At 47.9% G+C, this 26,730-nt stretch carries 20 protein-coding genes; 10 read left to right on the top strand and 10 right to left on the bottom strand.

Annotated elements, in window-relative coordinates; all coding sequences use genetic code 11:
- From MKY12_RS05755 to MKY12_RS05745, 3 genes are all read left to right on the top strand, one after another.
- Positions 1-1,044 (top strand): HAMP domain-containing sensor histidine kinase, encoded by a 1,044-nt coding sequence (locus tag MKY12_RS05755; RefSeq protein ID WP_339254580.1) that lies wholly within the window; start codon positions 1-3, stop codon positions 1,042-1,044.
- Between the two features lie 121 nt (positions 1,045-1,165).
- Entirely contained in the window at positions 1,166-2,116 is a 951-nt protein-coding gene (locus MKY12_RS05750; RefSeq protein WP_339254578.1) for an ABC transporter ATP-binding protein, read from the top strand.
- Positions 2,116-2,832: an ABC transporter permease gene (locus tag MKY12_RS05745; RefSeq protein ID WP_339254576.1), complete on the top strand. Its 717-nt coding sequence runs from the start codon at positions 2,116-2,118 to the stop codon at positions 2,830-2,832. Before MKY12_RS05750 ends, MKY12_RS05745 begins: the two co-directional genes overlap by 1 nt.
- Positions 2,833-2,984: 152 nt before the next feature.
- On the opposite strand, the gene MKY12_RS05740 is transcribed toward MKY12_RS05745, so the two are convergent.
- Entirely contained in the window at positions 2,985-5,309 is a 2,325-nt protein-coding gene (locus MKY12_RS05740) for a helix-turn-helix domain-containing protein (RefSeq protein WP_339254574.1), read from the bottom strand.
- 226 nt (positions 5,310-5,535) lie between these two features.
- On the opposite strand from MKY12_RS05740, the gene MKY12_RS05735 reads away from it, so the two are divergent.
- The 5 genes from MKY12_RS05735 (at position 5,536) to MKY12_RS05715 (ending at position 11,044) form a co-directional block, all read left to right on the top strand.
- Complete coding sequence (locus tag MKY12_RS05735) at positions 5,536-6,471, top strand: ABC transporter permease subunit (RefSeq protein WP_339254572.1); 936 nt, start codon at positions 5,536-5,538, stop codon at positions 6,469-6,471.
- 21 nt (positions 6,472-6,492) lie between these two features.
- A complete protein-coding gene (locus MKY12_RS05730; protein WP_339254570.1) occupies positions 6,493-7,365 on the top strand; it encodes a carbohydrate ABC transporter permease in 873 nt (290 codons plus the stop codon).
- A gap of 58 nt (positions 7,366-7,423) precedes the next feature.
- On the top strand, positions 7,424-8,986 hold the full coding sequence (locus MKY12_RS05725; RefSeq protein WP_339254568.1) for an extracellular solute-binding protein: 1,563 nt from the start codon (positions 7,424-7,426) through the stop codon (positions 8,984-8,986).
- Between the two features lie 31 nt (positions 8,987-9,017).
- A complete protein-coding gene (locus tag MKY12_RS05720) occupies positions 9,018-9,968 on the top strand; it encodes a DUF1861 family protein (protein WP_339254566.1) in 951 nt (316 codons plus the stop codon).
- Positions 9,969-10,033: 65 nt separating this feature from the next.
- Positions 10,034-11,044 carry a glycoside hydrolase family 130 protein gene (locus tag MKY12_RS05715; RefSeq protein WP_339254564.1) on the top strand — a complete coding sequence of 337 codons (1,011 nt, stop codon included), beginning with the start codon at positions 10,034-10,036 and terminating at the stop codon, positions 11,042-11,044.
- A 65-nt stretch (positions 11,045-11,109) separates the two neighbouring features.
- Here the strand turns inward: MKY12_RS05715 and MKY12_RS05710 are convergent, their stop codons facing one another.
- On the bottom strand, positions 11,110-11,754 hold the full coding sequence (locus MKY12_RS05710) for a hypothetical protein (RefSeq protein ID WP_339254562.1): 645 nt from the start codon (positions 11,752-11,754) through the stop codon (positions 11,110-11,112).
- Positions 11,755-12,072: 318 nt separating this feature from the next.
- On the opposite strand from MKY12_RS05710, the gene MKY12_RS05705 reads away from it, so the two are divergent.
- Positions 12,073-15,186 (top strand): amidase family protein, encoded by a 3,114-nt coding sequence (locus MKY12_RS05705; RefSeq protein ID WP_339254560.1) that lies wholly within the window; start codon positions 12,073-12,075, stop codon positions 15,184-15,186.
- A 416-nt stretch (positions 15,187-15,602) separates the two neighbouring features.
- On the opposite strand, the gene MKY12_RS05700 is transcribed toward MKY12_RS05705, so the two are convergent.
- The 6 genes from MKY12_RS05700 to MKY12_RS05675 form a co-directional block, all read right to left on the bottom strand.
- Complete coding sequence (locus MKY12_RS05700; protein WP_339313161.1) at positions 15,603-18,824, bottom strand: chromosome segregation protein SMC; 3,222 nt, start codon at positions 18,822-18,824, stop codon at positions 15,603-15,605.
- On the bottom strand, positions 18,824-19,498 hold the full coding sequence (locus MKY12_RS05695; RefSeq protein ID WP_339313160.1) for a hypothetical protein: 675 nt from the start codon (positions 19,496-19,498) through the stop codon (positions 18,824-18,826). The genes MKY12_RS05700 and MKY12_RS05695 overlap by 1 nt, the downstream gene beginning before the upstream one ends.
- Complete coding sequence (locus MKY12_RS05690; protein ID WP_339313159.1) at positions 19,482-20,936, bottom strand: hypothetical protein; 1,455 nt, start codon at positions 20,934-20,936, stop codon at positions 19,482-19,484. The genes MKY12_RS05695 and MKY12_RS05690 overlap by 17 nt, the downstream gene beginning before the upstream one ends.
- Positions 20,912-22,219, bottom strand: coding sequence for a DUF2399 domain-containing protein (locus MKY12_RS05685; RefSeq protein ID WP_339254553.1), 1,308 nt, complete (start codon positions 22,217-22,219; stop codon positions 20,912-20,914). The genes MKY12_RS05690 and MKY12_RS05685 overlap by 25 nt, the downstream gene beginning before the upstream one ends.
- Positions 22,220-22,436: 217 nt before the next feature.
- Entirely contained in the window at positions 22,437-23,354 is a 918-nt protein-coding gene (locus tag MKY12_RS05680; protein WP_339257339.1) for a family 1 glycosylhydrolase, read from the bottom strand.
- Positions 23,350-23,562: a family 1 glycosylhydrolase gene (locus MKY12_RS05675; RefSeq protein ID WP_339254551.1), complete on the bottom strand. Its 213-nt coding sequence runs from the start codon at positions 23,560-23,562 to the stop codon at positions 23,350-23,352. The genes MKY12_RS05680 and MKY12_RS05675 overlap by 5 nt, the downstream gene beginning before the upstream one ends.
- A 21-nt stretch (positions 23,563-23,583) precedes the next feature.
- Here MKY12_RS05675 and MKY12_RS05670 point away from each other — a divergent pair, with 21 nt between their 5' ends.
- Positions 23,584-24,066, top strand: a complete 483-nt coding sequence (locus tag MKY12_RS05670; protein WP_155991596.1) for an ATP-binding protein — start codon at positions 23,584-23,586, stop codon at positions 24,064-24,066.
- Between the two features lie 191 nt (positions 24,067-24,257).
- On the opposite strand, the gene MKY12_RS05665 is transcribed toward MKY12_RS05670, so the two are convergent.
- Both MKY12_RS05665 and MKY12_RS05660 read right to left on the bottom strand, forming a co-directional pair.
- A complete protein-coding gene (locus MKY12_RS05665; protein WP_339313158.1) occupies positions 24,258-25,754 on the bottom strand; it encodes an alpha-L-fucosidase in 1,497 nt (498 codons plus the stop codon).
- A 53-nt stretch (positions 25,755-25,807) separates the two neighbouring features.
- Positions 25,808-26,716 (bottom strand): carbohydrate ABC transporter permease, encoded by a 909-nt coding sequence (locus MKY12_RS05660; RefSeq protein WP_339313157.1) that lies wholly within the window; start codon positions 26,714-26,716, stop codon positions 25,808-25,810.
- Positions 26,717-26,730 lie beyond the last annotated feature (14 nt).

Below are 26,730 nucleotides of genomic sequence, written 5' to 3'. Positions count from 1 at the left end.
ATGAAACTGAAAATCAAGCTTCCCCTGTTATTCCTGCTGATGCTGCTGATTCTGATGTTCTCGATTGGTTTGTATTTAAAGTTTATCTTTGCCGTATATTCCCCCATACGTACCACTTTGCTGGACTCACCTTATGTAGTATTACTGCTGCCCATCTTCGTCATCGCCGGCTGCATATTTTCCATTCTGATCATCTATATTCACTTCCGCATTGAGCAGCCCATCCGGCGTCTGAATGCCCGGCTGGAGGAAGTCAATGTGGTCCGTCCCCTGCCTCCGCTGGCTTTGAAGCGTAAGGACGAGATCGGAGAGCTGTATAACCATTTCAATAAAATGGAGCACAGGCTTCAGCTCGCCCACAGAGAACAGACCGATATGCTTGCCGCCATCGCCCACGATTTGAAGACACCCCTGACCTCGATTAACGGATTTACTGAACTGCTGGCCACACATGAGGACTTACCCGAAACTGAGAAGCAGGAATATTATGAGTTGATTCAGCGGAAATCAGCCTATATGGTTGAACTCCTCAATGATTTCTCCAGCTTCACCAAAGAAAAATCGGAGCTTGAATCCATGATCGCTAAGCCTGTAAAAGCGACAGAGCTGTTCGCCGACATTGCTTTTGAATATGAGTATGAGCTGGCGGGACTTGATATTGAACTGGTTTACCGCCATTCCTTCACGGACAGCATATGGCTGACGGTGAATGAACCGATGCTCCGCCGGGTGTTCGGCAACCTGTTCAGCAATGCCGTTAGATATGGCGGGAAGCCGGATCTGAAGGTGTATATGACCGGATATCTGCGGGAGCATCATGCCTATTTTCAAATAGAAGATAATGGAATTGGCGTACCGGATCAGGACATGTCTTCACTGTTCCTCAAATTCTTCACGGTGGACCCGTCGCGGCAGATCCGGAAGGGCGGACTCGGGCTGGGGCTGGCCAGCTGTAAATCGATTATTGAGCACCATGGAGGCGAGATTACGGCCTTCTCCTCGGAGTATGGCGGTCTCGGGATCAGATTCAGCCTGCCTTTATAGTTTTTTATATTCTCTTCAGATCTGTTTATTTTTCCTTTAATGAAGCTTCATGTTTGGATGTGACAATAGGTTGTAGCAGGATACAACAATCACTGGAACCAAGCAGGAGGTCGGAGGAAGAATGAGTATTCTATCCAAGAAAAGAATCGGCAGCACGCCCGCGATACAAATTGACGGAGTGCACAAAAGGTTTGGCGACTATACCATATTAAACAATCTTTCGCTGGAGGTCACCCGGGGTGAGATCTTCGGATTCCTGGGACTGAACGGCGCCGGGAAGACAACGACGATCAAGATGCTGCTGGCGATGATCAAGCCTAACTCGGGCTCGCTCTATATGTTAGGTGAGAAGGTCGACGCCGGAAACTCTAAACTATGGAGCAAAGTCGGGTATTTGGAGGAGGCGACCTTTTATCCGGATCTGACTGTAACGGAGAATCTGGAGATCGCCAGACGGATGCAAGGGGTGCCGGACAAGGATGCTGTACCGCAGGTCATCTATAAGTTGGGGCTGGAGCCGCACAAAAAGAAAAAAGCAAAGCATCTCTCCCTCGGGAACAAGCAGCGCCTGGGACTGGCCAAAGCAATGATTCATAACCCTGAGATTCTGATTCTGGACGAGCCGATCAACGGCCTTGATCCCGCAGGCGTAGCGGAGATACGGAATATGTTATATAATCTGGCGCACAATTTCGGCATCACGGTGTTTATATCCAGCCATCTGTTAGAGGAGCTCTCGAAGGTGTCCACACGGATTGGGATTATTCATGGCGGCAAGCTGGTGCAAGAGGTCGCGATGGACAAGCTGGAGCAGTCCTTGGAGAAAAGCCTGGTCGTGAACGGCCGGAACAAGCCTGCCTTAAAGAAGGTGCTGGAGGCGCATGGCTATGACTTTGCGGATACGGCAGACGGCTCCATTAAACTCACCAATGAACATGCCGCAGATCATCCGGAACGGCTGGCCGAACTGCTCGTGCAAAGCAATCAGCCGCCAACGTCGCTTCGGGTAGTTACAGAGGACCTGGAAGGCTATTTTCTCCGCACCATCGGGGTTAACAGGGGGATTAAATAATGAATATTCTATCGGTGTTACATTGTGAGCTTCGCAAGATTATCCGCTCCAATGTGTTCTGGATCATGTTCCTGGTTCTAGGCTTCGGGCCCATCATGATGGGCGTCGGAAATGTATTATCCAGTGACGCCGGCGGTGTCACCTGGGAAGCGTATTTAAACGGATTGCTGGAGACGCTTGCCCCGTTGGGACTGATCGGCTACACCTTCGTGGCCGCATGGGTATTCGGAAGGGAATTCTCGGATCGGACCATCAAAGATTTACTGGCCAAGCCCATTTCCCGGGCGAAAATTGTATTGTCCAAGTTCCTGGTCATTTTAGCATGGTGTTTGTTACTGTCCATCTATATGTTTGCCGTAGGCCTTGCCGTAGGAGCTATCCTGGGTGTTGCAGGCGGGTCCGCCGCGTTCATTTGGAGCTTGTTCCTTAAGTTCCTCATTACCTCGCTGCTGTTCATTTTGGTAACCGCACCAAGCATTCTGTTGGCCAATGTGACCAAGGGCTACCTGGCCCCTCTGGGACTCATCCTGATCATCGTCATTCTGTCCAATGTGCTCAGCTCCTTTGGATTTGCACCCTATTTCCCATGGACGATCCCGTCGGTATTTCTAAGCACAGGTTCGCTACAGTTAAGCAGTATCATCATCATTGCGTATACCGGGATTATCGGAATTGCCGGAACCTTTGCCTGGTGGAGATATGCGGAGCAGCCATAACCGGACCGGATCGTCTCAAATCATACGAAGAAAAGAGCTGTTCCCAAAGCCATGAAATGGCTGCTTGGGACAGCTTTTTATTGCGGTGCAGGATCAACGTGAGCACTTAGATGGACGCTCCGCAAACGGACCGTTGTTTAAGCGGGAAATAATCACTCATCATCACCTGCAGCACTCTTCATCGCCTCCTGCTCACGGAAGGCCGAAGGGGTTAGCCCGTACTTTTTCTTGAACAAGGTGGAGAAGTAAGTGATGTTGTATATCCCTACCGCTTCACTGATCTTAGCCGCCGTGTCAGGAGTTGCAGCAAGCAGCTCCTTCGCTTTGTCCAGCCGGGTGTTGTTCAGGTATTCACTGAAGGATTGCCCGGTCGCTCCTTTGAACAGCTTGCCCAGATAGCTGGGTGACAGGCCGGCGATTTTGGACACCAGATCGAGTGAGATGTTAGGCTCGGCATAATGCTCATGGACATAATTCTGTACTTTTTCAATGAGACTATTATGCTTCTTGGCATTCATCCAGTGATTCTTGTCTTCAATTAACTTGCAGATGGTGGAGCAATAGCGGTTAAACAGGTTACGGATCTCCGTGAGATCCTCAGCACCTTCAATTTCGGTTACCGCCTGCAGATAATCATTGAAATTAGAATCCGGCACATGCTGCAAATAGTCAAAAGCTTTAAGCAAAGACAACATGAGCTGCGTGCTGAAGGTGATGATCTGATGAACAGATCCGCCGGATATAGTATCGATAAATTCTTCGATGGCGCCAGCGATAGGCTCCGGCTTGCCCTGCTGCACAGCATCAATCAGATTCTTTTCGTAGCTACTTGGATAGCTTAAGGCCGTTAACACATGGTGCCGTGTCGCTGCCGCGTCCAGAATCGCTTCTTTCCCATAGATTAAGCGGTATTTCACATACTGCTGGGCTGATGTATACGAGGACGGAATATTCCCCTTGCCTAAGGAGATATCTCCGACACCTATCGATACAGTCACCTTGAAGTAACGGCTCAGGAAGCTCTGAACATTACGCAAGGCAGGCACCAGTTCCTCCGGCAGCTGATTTTTCGTGTATTGAAGGATGGCGGCAGCTTCGTTTCCTCCCATAATAAGAACATCGCAGGGGCCGATATGCTCCAGCAGCTCTTTGGCGATATTCCCAAGTGCGAAGCGCAGCAAAGACTGCTGTTTCCCCTCTACCCTCTCCCCTGCAGGCTCAAGCTCATTAATCTTGAATACCAGCACGCCGAAGAACGGTCCCGCAACCTCCTCGCCGATCTCCTTAATCATGTCGCTTGAGACCGAGTCCTCCAGGGATTGACCGCGCAGCAAGGCATGAAGATAATGCTCACGGACCGTCCGGGAGGAATGGCTGATAACGAACTGCATCGATTTCTCACGTTCATGATAGGATTGGAACACCTCGGTCACCATCTTGTATTCATCAATCAGCGCCAGGCCGGATGCGGGTTTGGCCGGGGTTGGCATGACCTTCTCCAGCAGTGCCGATAAGGGCTTATTCATATTCGAGGTCAACAGGATAGAGATCAACAGACCTGCAAGTACAATACCGGCTGTGAGCAGCAGCGTAATCCCCCGGAGCTGGTCAATGTCAGTGATGAGCTCAGAATACGGTGAAACGCTTACAAAATACCAGTCCAGTTCCTCTGATTTCACATAAGTGACCAGATTCTTTTCGTTTGCGATCGTTGTGGTGAAGCTGTTCTCCGGTTGGTTCTCTATTAATATGGTCCGTACATACTCCTCCCCGGATAAGTCATCCAGGAACAGATTGGAATCGGTATGAGACAGCACTTTACCTTCATTATTGATCACGAAGACATTATTGGCCGCGTCCGCTTTGCCGATCTTGCGGATCGTCGTCAGAATCGACTGCTCCTCCACATTGATATAGATCAGCGGACTGCCTGTGGTCTGGTATGCGAAATTCGGATACAGCAAGAAGGTCAGGAACTGTAACGGCCTGCCGTTATTCCGGCCCGCAACCTTCAGGCTGCGCGGATTGAACTCCATATACTGTTTCGCACTGAGCGCGGTGAGCGATGCGTCGAACGGAAGTCCGGCGGTATCGATGGTCGTGCCTGTAGAAGGCCGGTGGATTCCGATGCTGTGGATATACGGGTTCAGATTGGCAATCTGTTCGATCTGCTGATGAATATGATAATTGCTCACCTTGTTCTCCGCCGTCTCATCCAGAAAGGACAGGATCTCCGGTTGAATCAGCAGTGTATTTCCGATCGTCATGACTTGGTTATAGACGACATCCGAAGCATATGTGATCTGGGATAACATGGCCCGGGAATTGCGTTCGATCTCCTTGATGGCACTTCGGGAGAACAAGGAGAAGAGTACGCTGGACAGCAGGCTTACAGTTAGCAGAACGAGCAGGAAATATGAAATGGTGAGTTTTTGAAAGGCCTTGTATCGAACAAGCCGCTTGATGGTTGCCCGCATGCTGTATTCCTCCCCTGCTGCTCGGTATCATTTCTAAATATAGTACATTTCCGGCTTGAACGGTACTGAATCAGGCGAAAATGAAAGCCATTCCGTTTTTTTGAAAGCCTTATGAGCAAATTTGAAAGCGTTTGCCGGGTTTTAAAATAGACTCTTACTGCGGCTATAGCTAAGCTGAAATCAAGGCAACAGTCATCTATAACAAACAAATAGGGGGGAACAGGAATTGAAGAAAAAACGGCGTCCAGGGCTCAGCATACTGTCAGACATCCGCAGGAATGGTACGTCCTATTTGTTGGTTTTGCCGGCCATGGCATACACGTTTATTTTCGGCTATATGACCTATCCTTATATGGTTATTGCTTTCCAGCGCTTCAATTATACAAAGGGAATTTTCCATAGCGAATGGGTGGGCTTCAAAAACTTTGAGTTTTTCTTCCGTTCAAATAAAGCGCTTACAGTTACCTTTAATACCATTTACCTTAATTTACTGTTTATTGTTTTCGGCACGCTGATGGCGCTTACTATTTCACTGGTGCTGAACGAGCTGCGCAAGAAGCTGTTTGTGAAGATCAGCCAGTCGCTGATGTTATTCCCGAATTTCATCTCATGGATCGTCATCAGCTATGTGCTGTATGCGCTTTTCTCCATGGATATGGGCGTGATCAATAGAATCCTGAACCAATTCGGAATGACCTCCGTGAACTGGTATACCGAAGCCCAGTCCTGGCCGGCGATTCTAACCATCATGCATGTGTGGAAGGGGGCCGGCATGAGCGCGATCATCTACCTGGCGACCATTACCGGCATTGACGAGACGTTGTATGAAGCAGCCGAGATTGACGGGGCGAACCGCCTGCAGATGTGTTTTCGGATTACGCTTCCGCTAATGATGCCAACAGTTATTATTCTGACGATGCTCTCGGTCGGCAAAATTATGTACGGCGATTTCGGGATGATCTATGCGCTCATCGGGGACAACGGCACCCTGTATTCGACTACGGATATTATTGATACGTATGTGTTCCGCTCCTTGCGCCAGATCGGCGACCCTTCCGAAGCCATGGCCGTGGGACTGTTCCAGTCCGTTATCGGATTTATCCTTGTCTTTGGTACCAATGCCATTACCCGCAAGTACTTCAAAGATGGCGCTTTATATTAAATCCAGGAAGGAGGAGTATGAATGAAAAGAATTTCAATCAGCAGGACGGTCATGTACACGCTGACTGCGGTTTATTCGACGCTGTGCCTGCTTCCGATGCTGCTCGTACTAATGATCTCCATCACGGATGAGGATGCCATTCTTAAGAACGGCTACAGCCTGTTTCCGGAGAAATTCTCTCTGTATGCCTATAAGCTGATCTTTACGAGCGGCTCCCAGGTCATTCAGAGCTACGGCATTTCGATCTTTCTCACACTCGTCGGCACCACGCTGGCCCTGCTGATTACTTCTATGGCAGGCTATACACTGGCTAACAAAAATGTGAGGCACCGCAATCTGCTGGCCCTTTACTTTTTTATCACCATGATTTTCTCCGCCGGCATTGTGCCCTGGTATCTGATGAACCGGGCGCTCGGATTAACCGATAATATTCTCGCTCTGATTATTCCGTCGCTCCTGTTCAGCCCGTTCAACCTCTTCCTGGTACGCAATTTCATGAACGGCATTCCTGACTCGCTGCGGGAATCCGCCACCATAGACGGAGCCAGTGATATTGTCATTGCTTTTAAGATTTATCTTCCGTTATGTAAACCGGTATTGGCGACGATTGCCCTCTTCTATGGACTGGATTATTGGAACAACTGGTGGAATGCGATCATGCTGATTGACACGAAAGACCTGTACCCGCTGCAATTCATGCTGCTGCAGATGCAATCGGAGATCAGTATGCTGAACGATATGGCCATGCTGGCCGGAACAAGCGATGTTACGCTTCCTTCGGAGTCGGTCAAGATGGCGACAGCCATCGTAACCATCGGGCCGATTGTTTTCCTCTATCCATACTTACAGAAGTACTTCGTGAAAGGGCTCGTGATCGGTTCAGTGAAAGGCTGATGTCATCCCTTAGGGGTTAACATATAGAAGACAACATAAGAGGAGGTCCGTATTATTCATGAGAAAATCCTATGCAACCCTGTTAGCTGTGGTGCTTGCCCTGTCCACCCTGGTTGGGTGTGGCAAGGCCGATAATGCCAGCCCTGGCGCAAATGGAGCAAGCAATGCTTCATCCCCGAATGCAGAGAATACCAATGCCTCTGAGGTCGTCAAGATCAAATACGTGGTTCCCGGCACCGAGCCTAAGGATTACCAAAAGGTGTTCGAGAAGGTCAATGAGAAGCTGGCCGCAGACGGTGTCGGAGTTGCCGTAGAGAAAGTCTTTATTCCCTGGGATGCCTGGGACCAGAAGCTGAACCTGATGCTGTCCACCGGTGAAGAGTTCGATCTGTTTCATGTCATGCAGGACCGTACTCCTTTTTCCAACTATTATACCCGGGGTGCACTGGCCGATATCTCAGAGGAAATTGAGAAGTATGGAGCTAACCTGAAAAAGAATATCCCGGAGGACATCTTCAACGGGGCGACTATCGGCGGGAAATATTATATCGTGCCCTCCTATTGGGTTGAAATGGCTAGCGAGGGCCAATTCAATATCCGCCGCGACATTCTCCGCGAGAACAATTTGCAGGAGCCGACAACTCCAGCTGAGCTGATCAGCGCCTGGGAGACGGTGATGAAGAACTGGAAGGGAAAGAACAAGCCTTACTTAGGCACCCGGGCCGATTTTGACCCGATCAATCTGCATACCTCCATCCTGCACCGGACCTATGACACCTTCCCGTTCACGGTTAAGGATAAGTTCTTCTATGTCAACCAGAACGGAGAGGTCAAATCCTGGATTGAAACCGACGAATTCAAGCAGGATGCCGCCTTCATGCACGAGCTGTACAGCAAGGGAATTACGAATCCTGACATCCTGGTTATGAAGCAGGAACAGGTAGATGCCCAGCTCGACAGCGGGGAGTGGTTCGTGCGCCTGGGAACCGGCGGAAGCTTGAACGGACTCCAGAAATACAACCCGGATGCTAAAGTGGACGATATCGGCGTAGTGTGGTTTAACCCGGAGAAAGAGTATCTGCGCCCCCTCTCCTTCAAGAACGGAAATGCCGTACCGGCGAACAGCAAGCATCCGGAGGCCGCTGTTAAATTTATGGATTGGATGCTGGCCAGCCAGGATAACTACGATCTCGTTCAATACGGCATCGAGGGTGAGCACTACACCAAAGATGGCGACAAAGGCTTAAAGCCGATCAGAGACCCGAACAACAATAATAATCCGCGGTACAGAGGCTCAGATTCGCAGAACGGCAATGTGAACTTTATGCGCTTCGACCCGGAGAGCAGTATTCCTGAGAATAACAAGGTCTTATTCGAGCCTAATCCGAGTGCGGTCAACAGTATTGCAGCCAACTTTATTTTTGACCCGACGAATGTAAGAACCGAATATACCAATATTCTCTCGGAAGCTTCAGCCAGCATCACTCCAATCTATATGGGGGTCCTGGACTACGACAAGGCCTTCCCCGAAGCGTTGGATAAAATGAAGAAGGCAGGTCTGGATAAGGTCATTGCCGAATATCAAAAACAGTTCAAGGAATATCAAGCTTCTATGCAATAAAAGAGCTGCTACACAAAGGAGCGGAGAAATAGTGAGCCTGCATCAGCAAAAACAAGCATTTGAAGCGACAAAAGCCATTTATGAAAGCGCAACCCTGGTATTTAAAAACGTGGACGGATTCGATGTCTATAATATTTCGATTCCTTTTGAACGGGATGGCAAGCGTTACTTGTTCGGCCGGGTAGAACGCCGGGAGGAATGGGCCCGCTCCTGGGTCCGTCTGTTCAAGGAAACAGGCCAGGATGAGTGGACTCTGGTGGAGAACAGCATGATCTATACGCTGGAGGACCCGTATATCAGCGAAATAGGTGATGAGCTCGTACTGGGCGGAACGCATGTGCAATATGAAAGGGGCAAATACAGCACGTATTTCGGTTACTTTTACCGGGGGACGGATCTCCACGACTTGTACTACTTCACCACTGGTCCTAACAAAATGAAGGATATTCGCCTGGTTGCGCTGGCGGACGGCAGAATAGGCGTCTTCTCGCGTCCCCGGGGCCATGAGGTGAAGGGCCAATATGGCAGCGAATCCATGATCGGCTTCACGGTGGTTGACAAGCTGGAGGATCTGACTGCTGAAGTCATTGAGAATGCCCCCTACATTTATGGTATCTTCGGAGCTGGTGAATGGGGAGGTGTCAACCAGGCTTACCTGCTGAGCAGCGGCAAGATCGGAATCATCGGCCATATTTGTTACTCGCATCAGGAGGAGAGCGGGCAGGAAATCAAGGTCTATATGAACATGTCCTTCATCTTCGATCCGGTGACCCGGGAATCCCATGACCTGCATCTGATCGGAAGCCGTTCATGCTACCCGCCCGGACCGGCCAAGGCACCGTATTTGACGGACTGCGTCTTCTCTGCGGGGATCGTGATGCGCGACGACGGCAAGGCCGATCTGTACAGCGGGGTTGGCGACTGCCAGGCCGGACGTATTACGATTGACTATCCGTTCGCATCTTACGGAAGTATTGTTTAAATAGATTGAACTAAAAATTCAAGTTAAAGAAAATGCAGTTCAACACTCAAGGAGGATATTCAACGATGAATTCTAACAATACACCCATCATAGGAGCTTTGGTCTCCAGCCCGCTCATCCGCCGTCATCCGGCCAACCCTGTGCTGGATGAAGCGCGGGTCCCTTACCCCACCGCACTTGTGTTCAACGCGGGAGTGGTTAAGTTTGGCGGCCGGTATGTGATGGTATTCCGCAATGACTACGGCTCCCTTGAGCAGCAGACCCTTGAGCCGTCTCATACAACGGATCTCGGAATCGCATTCAGTGAAGACGGCATCCACTGGACGGCCGGGCCGAAGCCGGTGTTCAAGCTGTATGACGAAGAGTTCGTGCGCGCGTACGATCCGCGTCTGACGGTAATTGCCGGCCGTTGCTACATGTGCTTCGCTGTAGATACGCGGCATGGTATCCGGGGCGGGATCGCAGTCACGGATGACTTCGAATCCTTTGAAATCTTGAGCTTGTCTACGCCGGACCTGCGGAATATGGTGCTGTTCCCGGAGAAGATCAACGGCAATTATGTGCGGCTGGAACGGCCGTTCACCGTCTACAGCCGCGGAGGCAAGGACCGGTTCGACACCTGGATCGCGGAGTCGCCGGATCTCATCTATTGGGGCCGGTCCGATCTGTTGCTGGCGGTGGAGCAGGTCCCGTTCGCCAATGACAAGATCGGTCCAGCAGCACCGCCCGTGAAGACAGATAAGGGCTGGCTGACCACCTTCCATGCGGTGGATGTTGATCCCGCCAGAGGGAAGAACGGCTGGGAGCCGTCCTGGAAGAAGCGGTATACGGCAGGCATTATGCTACTGGACCTGGACAATCCGAAGAAAATCCTCGGAATGAGCGCCTCGCCGCTGCTCGCCCCTGAAGCCCCCTACGAAATCGACGGAGGCTTCCGTAATGATGTCATCTTCCCCGGCGGCATGATCCTGGAGGACGATGGCGAAGTCAAAATCTATTACGGCGCTGCCGACACCGTGGAATGCCTGGCCACCGCTCATGTCGATGATTTGATCAGGCTTTGTTTGGGGCAGTAAAACTGACATCTTAACTAACAGAAGCGGGTATCATCCTTCAATGAGGATGATACCCGTTTTTCAAACTATGCTTCAACCGCTTGCGGTAACGTTCTTTCGTACTCCTTATATAACACATAACGCTGGACGCCCCTCGAAGCCTCTACTGCTTCCCTCGCATGAGTGATAGCAGTTTCAATGTTACCTGCTTTGAGTTCAATTTCTGCGAGCAGAGCTGATCTCATCCATTGCTTCATAATGGACTCAAGATGTTCCCGCGCCTGTGCACTTTTCCCTTCCTCCAACAGCAGAACCACTTCATAGTACGCTCGGTAATCAGCATGGCGGATATACGGCACGGCTTCCTGAACAGCAGCCATGTCTTTGCGGTACAGTCCGTAACCCGCCTTGAATGTTGCCTGTACTGCTACCCTTTTATGCTTGCTCATCAGCTGCTCCATAACCGTTCCCGCTTCATCCTCAAGCCTGTTCGCAAGAACATACTGAATATAAAGGGCTGGATTACTTTTTTGGCTGCGCAAAAAAGACTCCACGCGGTCCACACGCTTGTCCAAAACTGCCGGATAATAGAATTGAATTGTAAAAACAATGAGAGTAGCCACCACAGCGCCCACTACGATCAGGATTGGTGAATAGTCATTGAATAATGTGAATAAGACAAACACGAACAGCATGAAATAAACCGTAATGCTCCATCGATAGCGTTTCATTCTAAATCTCCTTTGAGTGTCATCCTATACAAGCAAAAATTCCATTTAAAATATTGTAGCACATTCCATAATCTATCAGCATAAAAGTAGGCTTATGAAAAAACTAATCAGGATAACTACCATATACATAACATAAAAAGTTATATAAAACACCTTTATATTATTTTTCATGCACTTTTTAATAAATAAAGTACTCTCCCTTTGTTAAAATCTCTAAAAATAGTTCAAATTCATATTATTCATTGACTGAATTAATATACAATGTTATATTTCTTAACACAGTTAATAATATACATAGAGGAAAGGGAGATTGCCTACATGAGTAAGTTGAAACGTCTGCGTAGAACGAAGAGGCAAGTTATAGCTACTTCCATTGCGTTATCTGTTATTGCTTCGGGAGTCATTCCGTTTCAAACGGCCGATGCTTTAACGAGGGTTACTTCATCTAGTGGCACCGTATGGGAGATCCACGATGCTTTTGCACCCAGCTTAGACACAGGTAGCTTGCGTACCGTCGGTACTACACAAGTGCAGGGATTCGGTAATATCTTTGTTAAAGTATCCTCACCTTCAGCTTCCCTGATGAATGGACAAATGATGCGCGGGTTCGACCTCAAGTACGATGGCGTTAATAGATTCACTTCGTCTCAATCTGTCAATCTGGGAAATGTCACCGTCACCCGTGATGTGTATGTGGACACTATCAATAATCGGACTAGATTCTTTGATACTTTTACCAATAAGAATGATATGGCTGTAAAAGTAGATGTATCCTTCGGCGGCTCCTTAGGCTATGGCACAGCGGCCAATGCTTCAGTGGTCAAGGCAACCTACTCCAATGATCTGGAGGTGACTACAGACGATTCATGGATTGTGGTCGACAGCAGCGCCAGAAACAATAAACCTCTAGGTGTTGCGGTCGGGTCTCCACATCCATTTAATAATGGATTAACCGCTCTAGGGAATCAACAGCAGAATCCATTCACCACACCTCTGGCCAAGTCCGGTAATGAGGCGAATTTCTATGGCTTCATTAATACCTTGAACCTTGAACCGGGCCAGTCGAAATCCCTGGTGAATTTTGTACAAGTTGGAGAAGCTGGTGAAGCCGGGCTGAACAATCTGGTTGCCACGCTTAATGGACTTAATCAGCAGCTGGATGTATCCGGCTTAACCCCTGCACAGATCCGCTCCATCAGCAACTGGGATATCTCAGGCATAGAGGGACTTAATACTGGAGATACCCTGTTCGTTCCAGAGGCTCCTGCAGCGCAAAGCTTCATCACTTCCTCCCCTTACGATGTTGTGAATAAATCCATTGCACAGATGCAGCAGGATCTGATTAGCGGTACAACGACTTCTGTACAAATTACTCAAGCGTATCTGGATCGAATCAAGGCATACGATATGGGGCAACTCGGCTTCCATGCCTTCCTGCATGTATCCGAAACTGCGCTGGCTCAGGCCAAAGCGGCTGACGAAGCCCGTGCACAAGGCGCCAAGGGCGATCTGCTGGGAATTCCGATTGCGATCAAAGACATCTATGACACCAAGGACATGCCGACTACAGGCGGCAGTAAAGCACTTGAAGGGTGGCGCCCTGAATCGGATGCCTTCCAGGTGAATAAGCTGCGGGAAGCCGGCGCGGTCATTATTGGTAAAGTGAATACTTCGGAGTTCGCGAACAGCGGAAGCTTTAGTGAAAGCGGCTGGATGCAGACATGGAACGCACTCTATCCTTCCAAAACCTCTTTCGGCTCCAGCGGAGGATCGGCAGTATCGGTTGCAGCTGATTTCGCAGCGGCAGCTATGGGATCGCAGACCGGGGTATCTCTCTATGCACCTACAACAGGCGCCAGTCTAAAAAGCTTCCGTGGTACAGACGGCATGGCGAGTACGACAGGTGTGCTCCCGCTCACTTGGGGACAGGATTATGCGGGACCCATTGCCAAAACCGTAACGGACCTGGCTATTATGCTGAATACTACAACGGGTACGGACCCGCAGGATATTTTCACCGTAACTGCTGATGCAGATCATAAACGTCCGGAGAACTGGAAGGAGTCGCTGGATGCCGGCGCATTGAAAGGAAAGAAAATCGGATACATCCCCGAATCCTTTGTCTCCAGCTACGCAGATGATGATACCGGAGTGGCAGTAAAGAATAAGTTCTCTGAGCTGCAAGCTGCGGGAGCGGAAATGGTTGAAATGTCAAAAATGCCAGCAGCCCCTACCCGTCCTCAAGGCATTAACGGATCTACGGAAGGCTGGGCGCGCTATATCGAGCTTCATAAGGCCTTCCCTTACACGGATGGAGCAAGTGTACTCGCTTCAGATAAGGTGCTTATCTATAATCAGAGAGGATATACTGCACCTACGCGGATGACGGAACAGGCTGTACAAGATTACATCAAGTATAGAACGGACTATAAAGAAGTGATCAAAGGCTGGATGGACGAGAATGGCGTGGATGCTATTGTGTATGCAGGATTTATCAGTGACGTATATAACAATGACGCCTCAGCCTCTCAATTAAGCTCTGACCGCAACACGGGTGTATTAACATCTAATGTCGGCCTCCCTACGGTAGTGGTTCCTGTAGGAACGAACGACAGCGGATATTCAATCTCGATGCAGCTTGTGGGCAGAGCATGGGACGATGCCAAAGTTCTGGGTATGGGCTATGCACTTGAGCAGCAAAGTCAAGCCAGACTGCTTACCGCCTATGCTCCAGCACTCCCATATGTTCCAACCCCTACTGATCCTGATCCAGTAGACAATGAACCAAGCAATCCAAGTCCTGGAGGAGGTACCGGAACTCCACCGGTAACAGCAACGCCTACTCCAACACCGGCTCCTACAGCAACACCAGCACCAGCAGAAACAACAGCACCAACACCTGCGCCGGAAGTGGTAAGTTTTACAGATACACTGAATCATTGGGCAAAAGCAAGCATTGACCTGCTGATCTCCAAAGGATTGCTGACGGGTTATGAAGATGGAACCTTCCGTCCGAATGCAGGCTTGACCCGTGCCGAAGCCATTAAGGTCATTACAACGCACATGGGGCTTGACGGACAAGCAAGCAGCTTCACCGATGTATCTGGAGCACATTGGGCGAACAAGTTCATCGGCGCAGCCGCCAGTGCCGGCCTGATGAATGGTTACAGCGACGGCACCTTCCGCCCTAATGCGAAGATTAGCCGCAGTGAATTAGCAACCCTAATCGCCAGAGCCTTCAAGCTGACTGGTACCGGAAACACCACATTCAAAGATGTTAAAAAAGACGCCTGGTATTATAACTCCATTGATGCACTAGCATCCAATAAAATTATTACCGGCTACGAAGACAGTACATTTAAGCCTGCAAAAGACATTACCCGGGCAGAGTTCGCTACCATGGTGGCGAGGTTGCTGGAGAGTGGGAAGTAATTATTAAAAGTATAGAATTCACAGGAAAGGCCATCCCGAAAGGGATGGCCTTTAACTTGCTGTAACAAATTCTTGATTTGTACTGCTGCTTGTGGTTAAAGTTTCATTTAGTGAATGCAAAAATAACGAGAATTATAAACATAACAAAAAAAATTGTGAATATTATCAAGCTAATTTTTACATGATTATAAATCCTCATCAATTCCGGTTTTCTTTCTATCAACTTTAAGGAGGATAGGGATAGTAATGGGATACTCAGTAGTGCTATAAACGCTGGTATTATAGTAATCATGCTTGATGGATCAACATAATTGTACTTTTTCAAAATAGTAACAGTTTGCATCACAGAACAAACCAACCCGCTAGACCCAATAATGTTAAGCTCACTCTAACGGGCCAATTCTATTCACCCACTCTCATTCACGCTTTAGAATCAACCCCGTCACCTTACTCCAAGGTACGGTAGGGTCATGTTGCACAATATAGGCTTTGGAAAAGCGGTCCAGGTAGGAGTTCTCATGTGACTTCGGAGATAGGATAATTAATTTGCGCTTTAGCTCGCTGGCATAGAGATCAAATACTTTTAACTTCCGCTGCTCATCTAACGCACTATCGAATTCATCCATCACAATAAACCCCGGTGCCGTTTGCAGATTCTGTAACAAAGCGAGTGCAAACAGAAGTGAACTCAGCGACTCCTCCCCGCCAGAGACACCCTTGCCAACTCTTCCTCCCCGCGCCTTCACACTGACATCCTCTAACGTTCCCCGGTGCCCTTCCTTACGGGCTCTTATGAATAAATGGAACAGCACCCGTCCTTTGCGATCCTCTTGCTGCTTCCAATCAATCTGCCCCTCGAACTGAAAACCGCTCATGTAGTTTTTGAATCGCTGCTGAATTTCAAGCACTCTCATATTAATGGTTGTCTCCAATTGATCCCTGAGCGTCTCAGCCCGTTCTTGATTCTCTTCATACAATAAGCTTGTCCGCTTATACTCATCCTGCAGCCGGTGAACCTCTTCTTCAATGACTTTGTAATTCTCAGGTGCAGCAGGGTCTAGACCCGATTCGTACCTGGCATTATCAAATGTAACCTTCCCGGACTCATATTCTTGACGGAGCTTGGTAACCGACTGCGTTTTTTTCACATTACTAAGTTCTGGTCCAGGCTCGTTAACCAGCTCATCATAAATAAACCGGGCTGTTCCTTTGAAATTCTCAATTTCTTCGATGGCCGTAAGCAGATTTATTTGTGATGTCTCAAGCGCCTCATGGGTATCTTTTAATTGGATATTCATTTGCTGCAACGTACGCGTTACCTGTTCAACATCGTCTTGATTCTTGGCAAAATTCCGGTTTTGTCGGCGTTCATTACCGTCTATACGATCAAGCTGTTCTTCAAGAGTGTCAGATTGCTGCTTCATCATATCCTGTTGCGCGGCTAAGCTCTGGCGGTGCTTTGTCTTCTGCTGCAACGTTTCATACTTTTCCTTCTGCTGTCCCAAGCGCACATAAAATTCCGCCTCCTGCTGCAAAATTTCCTGTGTATGCTCGAGCTTGACCTGTTTCTCGAGGATTTTTTTGTGCACAACCTTTATTTCCTGAAGCTGCTGCTTCTGCTCATCAAGACGTAGCACTTCAAGTGCATATTTCGCAGCCCGTCCTTCACGTTCATGCTTCTTGGTGAGGAAAGCCTCCGATTCACGAACAGCTTGAATAATCGCATGCAATTCCTGCATAGTCTGTGTATCATTCTTAATGGAGTCTTCGATATCCGCAAGCACTGTATTTAATTGGCTAGTGTTCTTCTGAATTTCCTCTTTGCGTTTCTGCAGAGCCTTCTGGCTTAGGATATAGTTCTTCTTCTCCTGTGGCCCGCGAATCCCCCTCGAATCAATCAGCAGACCCTTCTCTACAAGTATTTCTCCTGCCTGATAGAATTGCTCTACCCACCATAGAGCTTTAACTGCATGCGGGAATACATCATCACTGATGCCTTTTTTCACATGAATCTGAAGCTCCTGAATGTCAGTAACCGATCGATCCGGCACAATACTCCGCAGAGGAACATGATACAAATCATTCGGAGCCTGTACATGCATACCATCAAAAAATACTGTATATTTAATAGCTTCGAATTGCTCCTCTGCTGCGGGCCGGGCGGACTCGTCTAATTCAACCAGCTCATTTAAAGTATAAGCACGCACCCCATTCGCTTTAAATAGCGCAAGTGACTCCCTCTGGCGGTCCGACCATAATTGATTATACTCAAGCTGAAATCCCTCTTCCGTTAATGCCTGAAGCAGCTTCGCCTTCTTATCTCGTTCATGCTTAAAGTCTCGGATTCTTTGCTCTAATGCTGCAATATTCTTACTCACATCATAACTGCTGTGATATTGCCATAACCGTCCCTGGTGTTCATACTCCAGTGCCTTATCCTGCTGAATCTGCGCATGCAGAATATAGCTTGAATTCATTAATTGCGCTATCATACCCTCGGATTCCTGGATGTCTGCATCAGCCTTCGCCAAGTCACGATTCCGTTCTTGAAGCTGTAAAGTGATTGCCTCGAGCTGTGCCTGCACCTCTTCTTCAGTGCGTGTAATTCCAGACTTTTCTTGATTCAGCTCCTTCAGCTGGTGGTTCAATTCATTAATAACGTTCGTGGTTTCATTTATTTCATTATTAACAAGAGATAGCTTCTCCTGTAATAAAGTGATTTCCTCGTTAATCTGCTCTTTTTCCGCTTGGACCTGCGTTAGCTCATAAGTAATCCGCTCGGCTTGCTCCTGTAATAGGTCAAGGTTGTCCTTCGTTGCTTCCTGGTCCACGAGCAATTGTTCTTGCTTGGCTAATAAATGCTGTTGTTCCTGCTTATAAAAGGTTTCTAATTTCAGCAGTGCCCCAGCGTACATCCGGCCTCCTTCTACAAGGCGCTTGCGATTATCCTCATACCGTTCCAGCGCTGCCTTAGCAATTCCCAGCCATTGCTTTTTATTAGAAACGTTAATGTCAGCTGTTCTTAGACTCTCCTGCACTTCCTTCAACTTCTCCATACTTTCTTCCCAGTTGTGCTGTACCTGATTAATGCCATGCATTTCAGCAAAAATACGAAACCGCTCCTGCGGGTCCATGACCGCGAATTGATTAACCTCCTGCTGATACCAAATCAGGTAGAACAGGTCGGGATCAATTTTGTATTTGTACTGGAGGTCCTTCTTGTACGTAGTGAAATTGTATTGCCGGTCACCTGAAGTATACTTAATAGTCTCATCCCATTGCTCCGGATCATCCCCCGATTGAATGATAAATTCCTTCTTGGCCGGCTGTCCCGGTTCCTGCACAATATAAATCGAGAATTCGATAAAGGCAGGGACATCCATGCGCACGCTTCCCTCATTCTTAAACAATAGCCGAATGTGAGCTTTCCACGTATCATCCGGAAGGAGATTGCGGGATTTCAGACCCTCTAAGTCTACCTTGGAAGAATACAAAACAACCCCCATGCAGTACGTTATGGTAGATTTCCCTGCTCCATTCGGGCCGGTGATCAAGATATGTGATTCTTGTCCTGACAAGTCCATCATCGTTGGCTGATAATCCCGAATGCCAGTAAACCACATTTTCCAAGGTATCATTATGCTTCGTCAGTTCCTTCCTGATACAGATTATATCGTTTGAAAAACTTCAGAACTTCCTCTTTGTTTAATTGATTGGATTGACTGAATTCAACTGTACGGCGCAGAAAGGAATCCGAGAACATATTAGCACCAATTCCAGTGATGGTATACGCCTTCTCATTTGAATTGGTATCATATTCTTCGACTGCCCCGATTTTTTTCAATTGGTCAATATTTAGAATCAAACGCTGATTTGCCTTCGTCGTCTCATGTCCAAGAGCATTTAACAATTGATCGAATAGCGTGAACTCATGCTGCAACACTTCTTGCTGATAAAAGATAAACAAGAGAATGGCCAGACTTTCTTTGGACAATGTACTGCGTGCCGATCGGGCAGGAACCCGCATCATCACGATCACCTGATCTCTTTTCACATCATAGATTACTTTGAAATACCGGCTTACCGCCTGATTAACCCGCATTAAAAATGAATTGAACTGCTCATCATCATTAGATATCTTTAACTGCTTCTCTACCTCGCGCCGGGATAAGCCGAAATTGCCCACACGTATTGTTGCAGAGGATGAGAATAAAAGATTCATGAACACGATCTCTTCCGCCTCGGTTAACATGCCTTTGATTGCCTGCATGACATTAAGCGGATTTACATTTAATTCATCCGTCAAGCTCATCGTCACTCCTCTTCTGCCTGTTCATTGAAGCTTTGTTATGCTTAACGACTTGATTAATATCCTTCGGATTCATCCAGTCCCATTCCTTGTCATATCGGGAGGCTTGGGATTCTGATTCCGCCGCCGCTTCCTCCATTGTCAGCTTCTTGCTGCCTACTAACGCAGATAACGCCGTAAGTGCGTTAATCGCATCGCCCCACTCCGCAGATGTTGCTTCAATGATTACCGTCTCTAGCGGAGCTTGCTCCACTTCCTGCATGAATCCTTCAATGGCGTCCGTCTCAATCATAGATTTCGTCAGCAACCACGCTGAATCTCCCATCATATCCTCTAATTGTGTAATATCAATCTCCTCATGGATATATTGGGTCTCCTGGATATCTTCCTGCATTCGATCCACTAGCGGCTCATAGTCCTCAAGATAATGAATAGCTTCACTAATAGCTGCACCGGACAGCGGCGCGGCGAATTTAACAGGCATCCACAGACCATCCATGGACTCCCCCTCGTATTCATTCTGCTCCATAAAGCTCATAATCTGATGAGCATTAGGAATGTCTGATTCTGGAGGCGGGTCATACATTTGAGTAATGAACATCCGAACTTTTTCGGGATTAATCGAGGACAAGAGCATCGTTTGCTTCATCATCGTAAATTTGAGATATTTATTAATCATCCCCATGCTCAGATTCGTGCCATCGGCAAGTGCAGATGTTCCTGCCTGCATTAAATCACTGAGCACCAGACTGTCCTCTAATGTATGAAACTTACGGAGACGCTCTGTCAGCTTCATCTCCAGCTCCTGCATCAACTGATGGATAATCTCTAACTGAGGCAGTGCATTACGGTCCGCCAGCATTTCTAATTCACGTTCCTTCATCAGTTGTATAGCATTTTCCACGTTGCGAATCATACTGGCAATTTTGTTACCGCCGGAAATGCCATGATCATCATAGGCTTCGCTAAGCTCGGCATCCCGTCTGGCCTGGAATAACGATCGACCTATATCATCATGCATATAATAGGCTAAAGAATCATTGGCAAGCCGTATGAGCGTATCCATCATCCGCTTCCCTACATCACGCATTTTTAGCTGCCTGGTTTGTTTGGATATCCAGTTATACTTCACCAGGACATTTACAATTTGTTCAACCTTTTTCTTGCTTGGCGGGTCGAGGTCCTCATAGCGGTTCCGGTAACGAAAATACAGGGTATCTACGTTCTCAATCGGTTCATCCAGCCCCAGGGCCTCCTCATTGAGCAGTTGAATAATACGTAAGAACCGTAAAATTTCGATAGGCGTCTGCAGAAAGTTCTGAGAGCCCAGATCATTCAGTACCCCGGACAACAGAGCAATATCCCTTAAGGCCTGGTGCACTTCCGGCCCGGATTCATCAGTCTGAAAAATTGAAATTAATGGTTGATCCAGCTTCTCCAATCCTCTGCCTCCCCTAACACAATCTCTTGTTCCAACTTCGTATACTGCAGCAAATCCTCCAGACGCTGTTGATACTCCGGCCAACTCGTTAGTATGGAGTGATCAGGGCAGATCCATTTATGCCGCACATCATGTCCACTAAGCGACTGGTACATTTCTCGTGCAATTTGCAGCCCCGCCTCATCATAATCACTCCACATGATTACTTGATCAATGGCGCTGTTATTCAATAATTGTCTGATAAAATACCGGTGCACACTCCGAATATGGCCGTCTACACATACAATCATAGAATTAGTCTCTTGCAGGAAATGGGGCTCTGCTGACATCCGCGTCAAAACAGCCCGATTCTCGACTAACCATAGCGTAGTTGCTGTGGTTGAATACTGGTCTTGGGATACTGAAATATTGGTTAAGGCATGAACAGGTCCTGCCTGGAAATTGGACCATTTCCCTTCAAGGGTACTGGCAAAATAGATCGGCGTAATCTGCCCTCCGCTTATCATTCCTAATGCTTCAGCTGGCTGACCGCTTAGCGTCTCTAGCATGTTAAGAAACTCTATTTTAGACAGATCAAATGCCTTAGAGCCTCCAATACCCGGGTAATACTGCGCGCCAATTTCTTTCCAGTCAAATATTTCTTTGGTACAAGAAATCATGCCAAAAGCCAGTAAAAAGTGTAATGAATGGATTCTCTTAGATACGCTCCAATTCGCAGGGAAAACAACCTGATCCTTCAACGTACCAATACTCCACGCTAAACTATCCGTTAAGAATATTGTCAAACCCTTTAACTGAAGCATCCGTTCGCCCGGTACACACATTATTTCTTCCATTCGCCGGGCAGCTTCTGACTGATAAAACGTAAATTGATCTATTATATCCCTTTCTGTGTCTTTTTGCTTATTTATCAGTTGAACATATAATAAATACCCCATACGGTAATATATCCGGTCTACCGATTTCCCGTCTTGCTTGAACCGGACCTCCTTCACAATCCATCCCTTACTCAGCCAGTCAAAAGTTTGTTGATTGTCATCTAATAAGGCACGCTTCCCCACTGTCCAGCGTAACAGCTGCTGCTCCGGAGGTTCTTCGGCACTTAAGCCATCCTGCCATGCAACGGTAATGATCCCTACTCTTCGTAGCGTACGGGCAGTCCTTTTTACAATATCTATATCAACAAGAGAATCATCACTTATTACCGTTGGCATCTCCAGTTGCTCATCTTTTTTCAAATAATTTCGGCTTATAAACGAAAGGATATCATCTGAAGTATTCACTTTTGCCTCCTACCCTAAGCTCTTTAATTACATATTCAAGCTGCTTAGATAAGTATAGCGGAAAGTAGAATGCTCTACGATGATACCCAAAATTTGTTCATGATATAGAAACATAAATAGCCTGTAGGAATGAGACGTTATTCTCTCATCTCTACAGGCTATTATCCTCAGCGGAAGCTTCTATGTCGTCCGCTAGTAAGGTTATAGAAAATCCACACTAATAAATAATATTAGCTCGGGCAATCTTTCCAAGATGATAAGCGCTAGGTTTAGGAGTGCGCTCCTGTGTCTGCCGGTCTACTTCAATTAACCCGAAACGCTTGGAGAATCCAAGCTGCCATTCAAAATTATCAAGTAGTGACCAATGCAAATACCCCTTAACTGGAATCCCGTCAGCAATACATGCAGCCACACCCTTTAAAGCCCGATCAATAAAAGCAACACGGCGTGTATCATCATCCGTAGCAACACCATTCTCCGTTACGATAATCGGCTTGTTCAGATGCTTCGAAGCACAACGAATAACATTCTCTAGAGCTTCGGGATAGAATTCGTAACCCATCTGGGTACGCTCTCTATCAGCAGGTACAGGGATGAGACCATCCGGTCCGTAGATCTCACGTGAATAGTTCTGTAAGGCCAGGAAATCATCGTCCTCCATATAAGGAAGGAATTGTAGAAATTCCTCATGTAATTCATGAGCAGCCTGTTCTTCTCCACCAGGGACGGACTGAAAATCAAAGAGCGACATGCTTAATCCGATTTTAGTGTTCGGACTAACCTGCCGGATAGCCGCCCTTGCCTCCACATGCGATTGGAAGATGATGTGCAGGCCTTTTTCGGAACGTGGTGACAGGAAGGTATGCACCTCCATGGGTGGTATACCAAATGCTTGGGACAATTCAGCATAGTAGTCCCGCATTTGTTCTTGAAAATCCATGTTCATGCCAAGTTGTCCTGCTGCAGATCCCCCCTGCTGATACTGCTTCATAACTTTTGCAATTCCAATAGAAATATTTGCCTCATTGATTGTACATACATAAGGAATTTGATCTCCTAATTGGCTCATGACATGAGCACAATAACGTGCAAACCTTGCTGGCGTACCTTCAGCTTCCCAGCCTCCGGCGCTAATAAGCCATTGCGGGGAGGTGAAATGATGAAGCGTTACGACCGGGGTTTACATTCAAGTTGCTGCAAGTTCTTAATACATCCCGGTAATGTTCCATGGCTGCTTCATCGAATTGCCCTTCCTCCGGTTCAATCCGGGCCCACTCGATGGAAAAGCGATAAGAATTGAGGCCAAGTGCGGCTAAACGTCCGCTCAGAAATTGATTGTTCATTCTGTCGACTTCTATCGGTACATGATCAAAATAGAGGTCGATTTGCTCCCACTTTATGAAGAAATCAAACATGTTAACACTTATCTTCAGATTCAGTCAATCCGCTATAAAGACAGGTTTACCTATTCCATTGAAACCGATAAGATGATCGAGGATATGCTTGTTCCACCTATGCTTATTCAAAATTTTGTAGAGAACTCCATTAAATATGCTATACAACCCGATAAATCAACACATATTTCAGTTAAAATTGTCGCGATCGAACTCGATTTCTACCCATTTGCTAAAATAATGATTTCCGACACAGGAAACGGATATCCTGCAGCTCAACTAGAGCAATTGAATCAAGGGAAAGCTATAGTTGATAGCAAGGCTGAGCATATTGGAGTCAGTAATACCCTGCAGCGTCTCTCCTTGTTATTTGAGGGAAAAGCAAAATGGCGCTTTTATAATCAAAACGGCGCCGTAAGTGAACTCATCTTGCCTGCGCTCTTCCAAGAATAAGTAAAGTCACAGTTAGCACCTCGGACGTCATGAGTTGAGTGCGGCGTATTACGATCGACTATCCGTTCGCACCCTATGGAAGCATTGGCCTAGAACACTTTTCGTACTCCAAGATGATCTGATCAGACTTTGTCTGGGACAGTGAAGCAAAAGCGGGTATCATCCTTGAATGAGGATGATACCCGCTTTCTCTATCCTTCCAGTTCGACCGCAAGACAATGCACGTACGGCGTCGGCAGATGTTCCGGCAAAGATACAACCAGCGGGCCTAATGCCTGGCTGAATTCTACCGGTCCTGCACCGAGCAGACGCACGTGTCTAACCCGTTCTTCCGGCCCGAATGACCGTATGACAGCCATCCGGTCACCGGGTGCCTTCATCTGGAAGGCGTAGACCGTATTCCCTTTCTGCGTGAACCGGAAATCCGTCGCATCCCACTCCACCCTGTCCTCTTTGTATTGCTCGATAACCACGCGCGAATTCCCTTCGCCAGACACGTGGAACGGCCTCGTCCCGTAGACGCCTTCCGAAGATACAGCCATCCACTGAGCCATCTCCTGAAGAATATATCGGCATTCGTCATCAATTGTTCCATCCGGTCTCTGGGGTATATTTAGCAACAGATTGCCGTTCTTGGAGATGATATCGATCAGGATTTCAATCACGTGATCCGGTCTCTTGTATACGGCTTTGGCATTATAGAACCAGTCACCGACACAGGTGTCCGTCTGCCAGGGCTCTTCCTTGATACCCGGCTCCTGGCTGCGTTCGATATCCAGGACGCCGACCGAGTACACTGCTTTCCTGCGGTCTTTCTGATTATAGACCGCCTTATTCACGCCTCCGTTACGGGCGGCGCTGCTGTTATAGAGATGGGCAACCGCATGAAGCCCTGCCGCCATAACCGCCTCGTCCGGCGCAGTGGCCGCATCCTGAAAGATGTCAGTGAACGGAAGTGCTCCGTCGGAATACAGCAGATCCGGCTGGTACAGATCGATGAGCTCCATCATCACATCCAGCCAGCGCTGATGCCACTCCGGCTCGGTGGCATACCACGGATCCAGATCGTACATCTTTTTATCTGCGTGATAATACATCTGGTTGGGCAGGTACAGGTCTTCGTATTGCGGATCATTGCCATCGTAGGGGACACCCTTGTACAGGCCTTCCTTATCCTGTCCCTTATTGCTCTGGAACCAGCTGAACGTTGCTCCAAGATGCTCGGTCAGGCCGAATGGCAAGCCCCGCTTGTCTGCTGCTGCTTTCCACAAGGCCACGATATCCTTCTTGGGTCCCATCTGAACGGAATTCCAGCGGTGCAGCCTGGAATCGTAATTGAAGAAGTTGTCATGGTGCATCGCCTGCGCCACGAAATATTTGGCACCCGCAGCCTGATACAGATCCATCAGCTCTTCGGGATCGAACTTCTCTGCCTTCCAGAGCTGGACAATGTCCTTGTAGCCAAAGACCGACGGATGGCCGTAATGACGGATATGATAGCGGTATTGGTCCGAACCTTCAAAGTACATGTTACGGGCGTACCAGTCACCGAACATCGGCACGGACTGCGCTCCCCAGTGTGACCAGATTCCCAGCTTCGCATCCCGGAACCAGGCTGGACATTCGAAGGTTTGCAGGGAAGCAAGCTTCGGCTCAAACGGTCCTTTGACCCTAGCAGATGTCTTCATTGAACGTTCCTCCAATTCGCTTTTTGTTTTAGAGACGGGTAATATGCCTGTAACTATTCTTTCACCGAACCGATCATGACCCCCTGCACAAAATACTTCTGCACAAAAGGATAAATGATCAGAATGGGAACAGTTGTAATGACGATCAGTGAATATTTCAAAAGCGTCTCCATGTTCTTCATCATGGTCAACCGCTGAGGGTCGAGCGACGCGGACATGCTGGTGTAGTCGATTTTGTTCTCGACCAGAATCTGGCGAAGCACCAATTGCAGCGGATACAGAGACTGTGAATTCAGAAAGATCAGTGCATTAAAATATGAGTTCCATAACCCCACCGCCGACCATAACATCAGGACAGCAAGAATCGGCTTCGATAACGGCAAGACGATACGGGTCAGGAACTTGAAGTCCCCGCAGCCATCCAGTTGGGCAGCCTCGTACATTTCCTTCGGCAGCGAATTTTGGAAGAACGTCTTCGCAATGATAATCGAGTAAATATTGAGTGCCGACGGCACGATAATCGCCCATGGCGTATTGAGCATCCCCAGATCCTTGACTACAAGATAGAAAGGAATAAGTCCTCCGTTAAACAACATCGCGAACAGAATCGCCCAGATCCAGATGTTGCGTCCCACCATCTCTTTTCTTGACAATGGGTAGGCCATCATGACAGTGAGCGATACGCTAAGCAGGGTGCCGCCCACCGTGTAGAGCAGCGAGTTGATGAATCCCGTCCACACCGCATTGTATTGAAAAACACCGATATAGCCGTCCAGCGTGAAATCAACCGGCAGCAGCCAGACCTTGCCTCCCTGTACCGCCGCTGCCGAGCTGAAAGAGGAGCTGACGATAAAGATCAGCGGGTACAACACCAAAAGCAGAACTATTGTTAATCCGGTGTACACGCAAAATAAAAAGATGCGGTCTGAGCCGGACTCTCGAATCGCGGATGTGCGACGCATGAAATTTCCTCCTA

This window comes from Paenibacillus sp. FSL M7-0896, from assembly GCF_037975415.1.
Classification (GTDB): Bacteria; Bacillota; Bacilli; order Paenibacillales; family Paenibacillaceae; genus Paenibacillus_AQ; species Paenibacillus_AQ silagei.
This window is presented reverse-complemented; position numbering and strand designations above follow the sequence as displayed.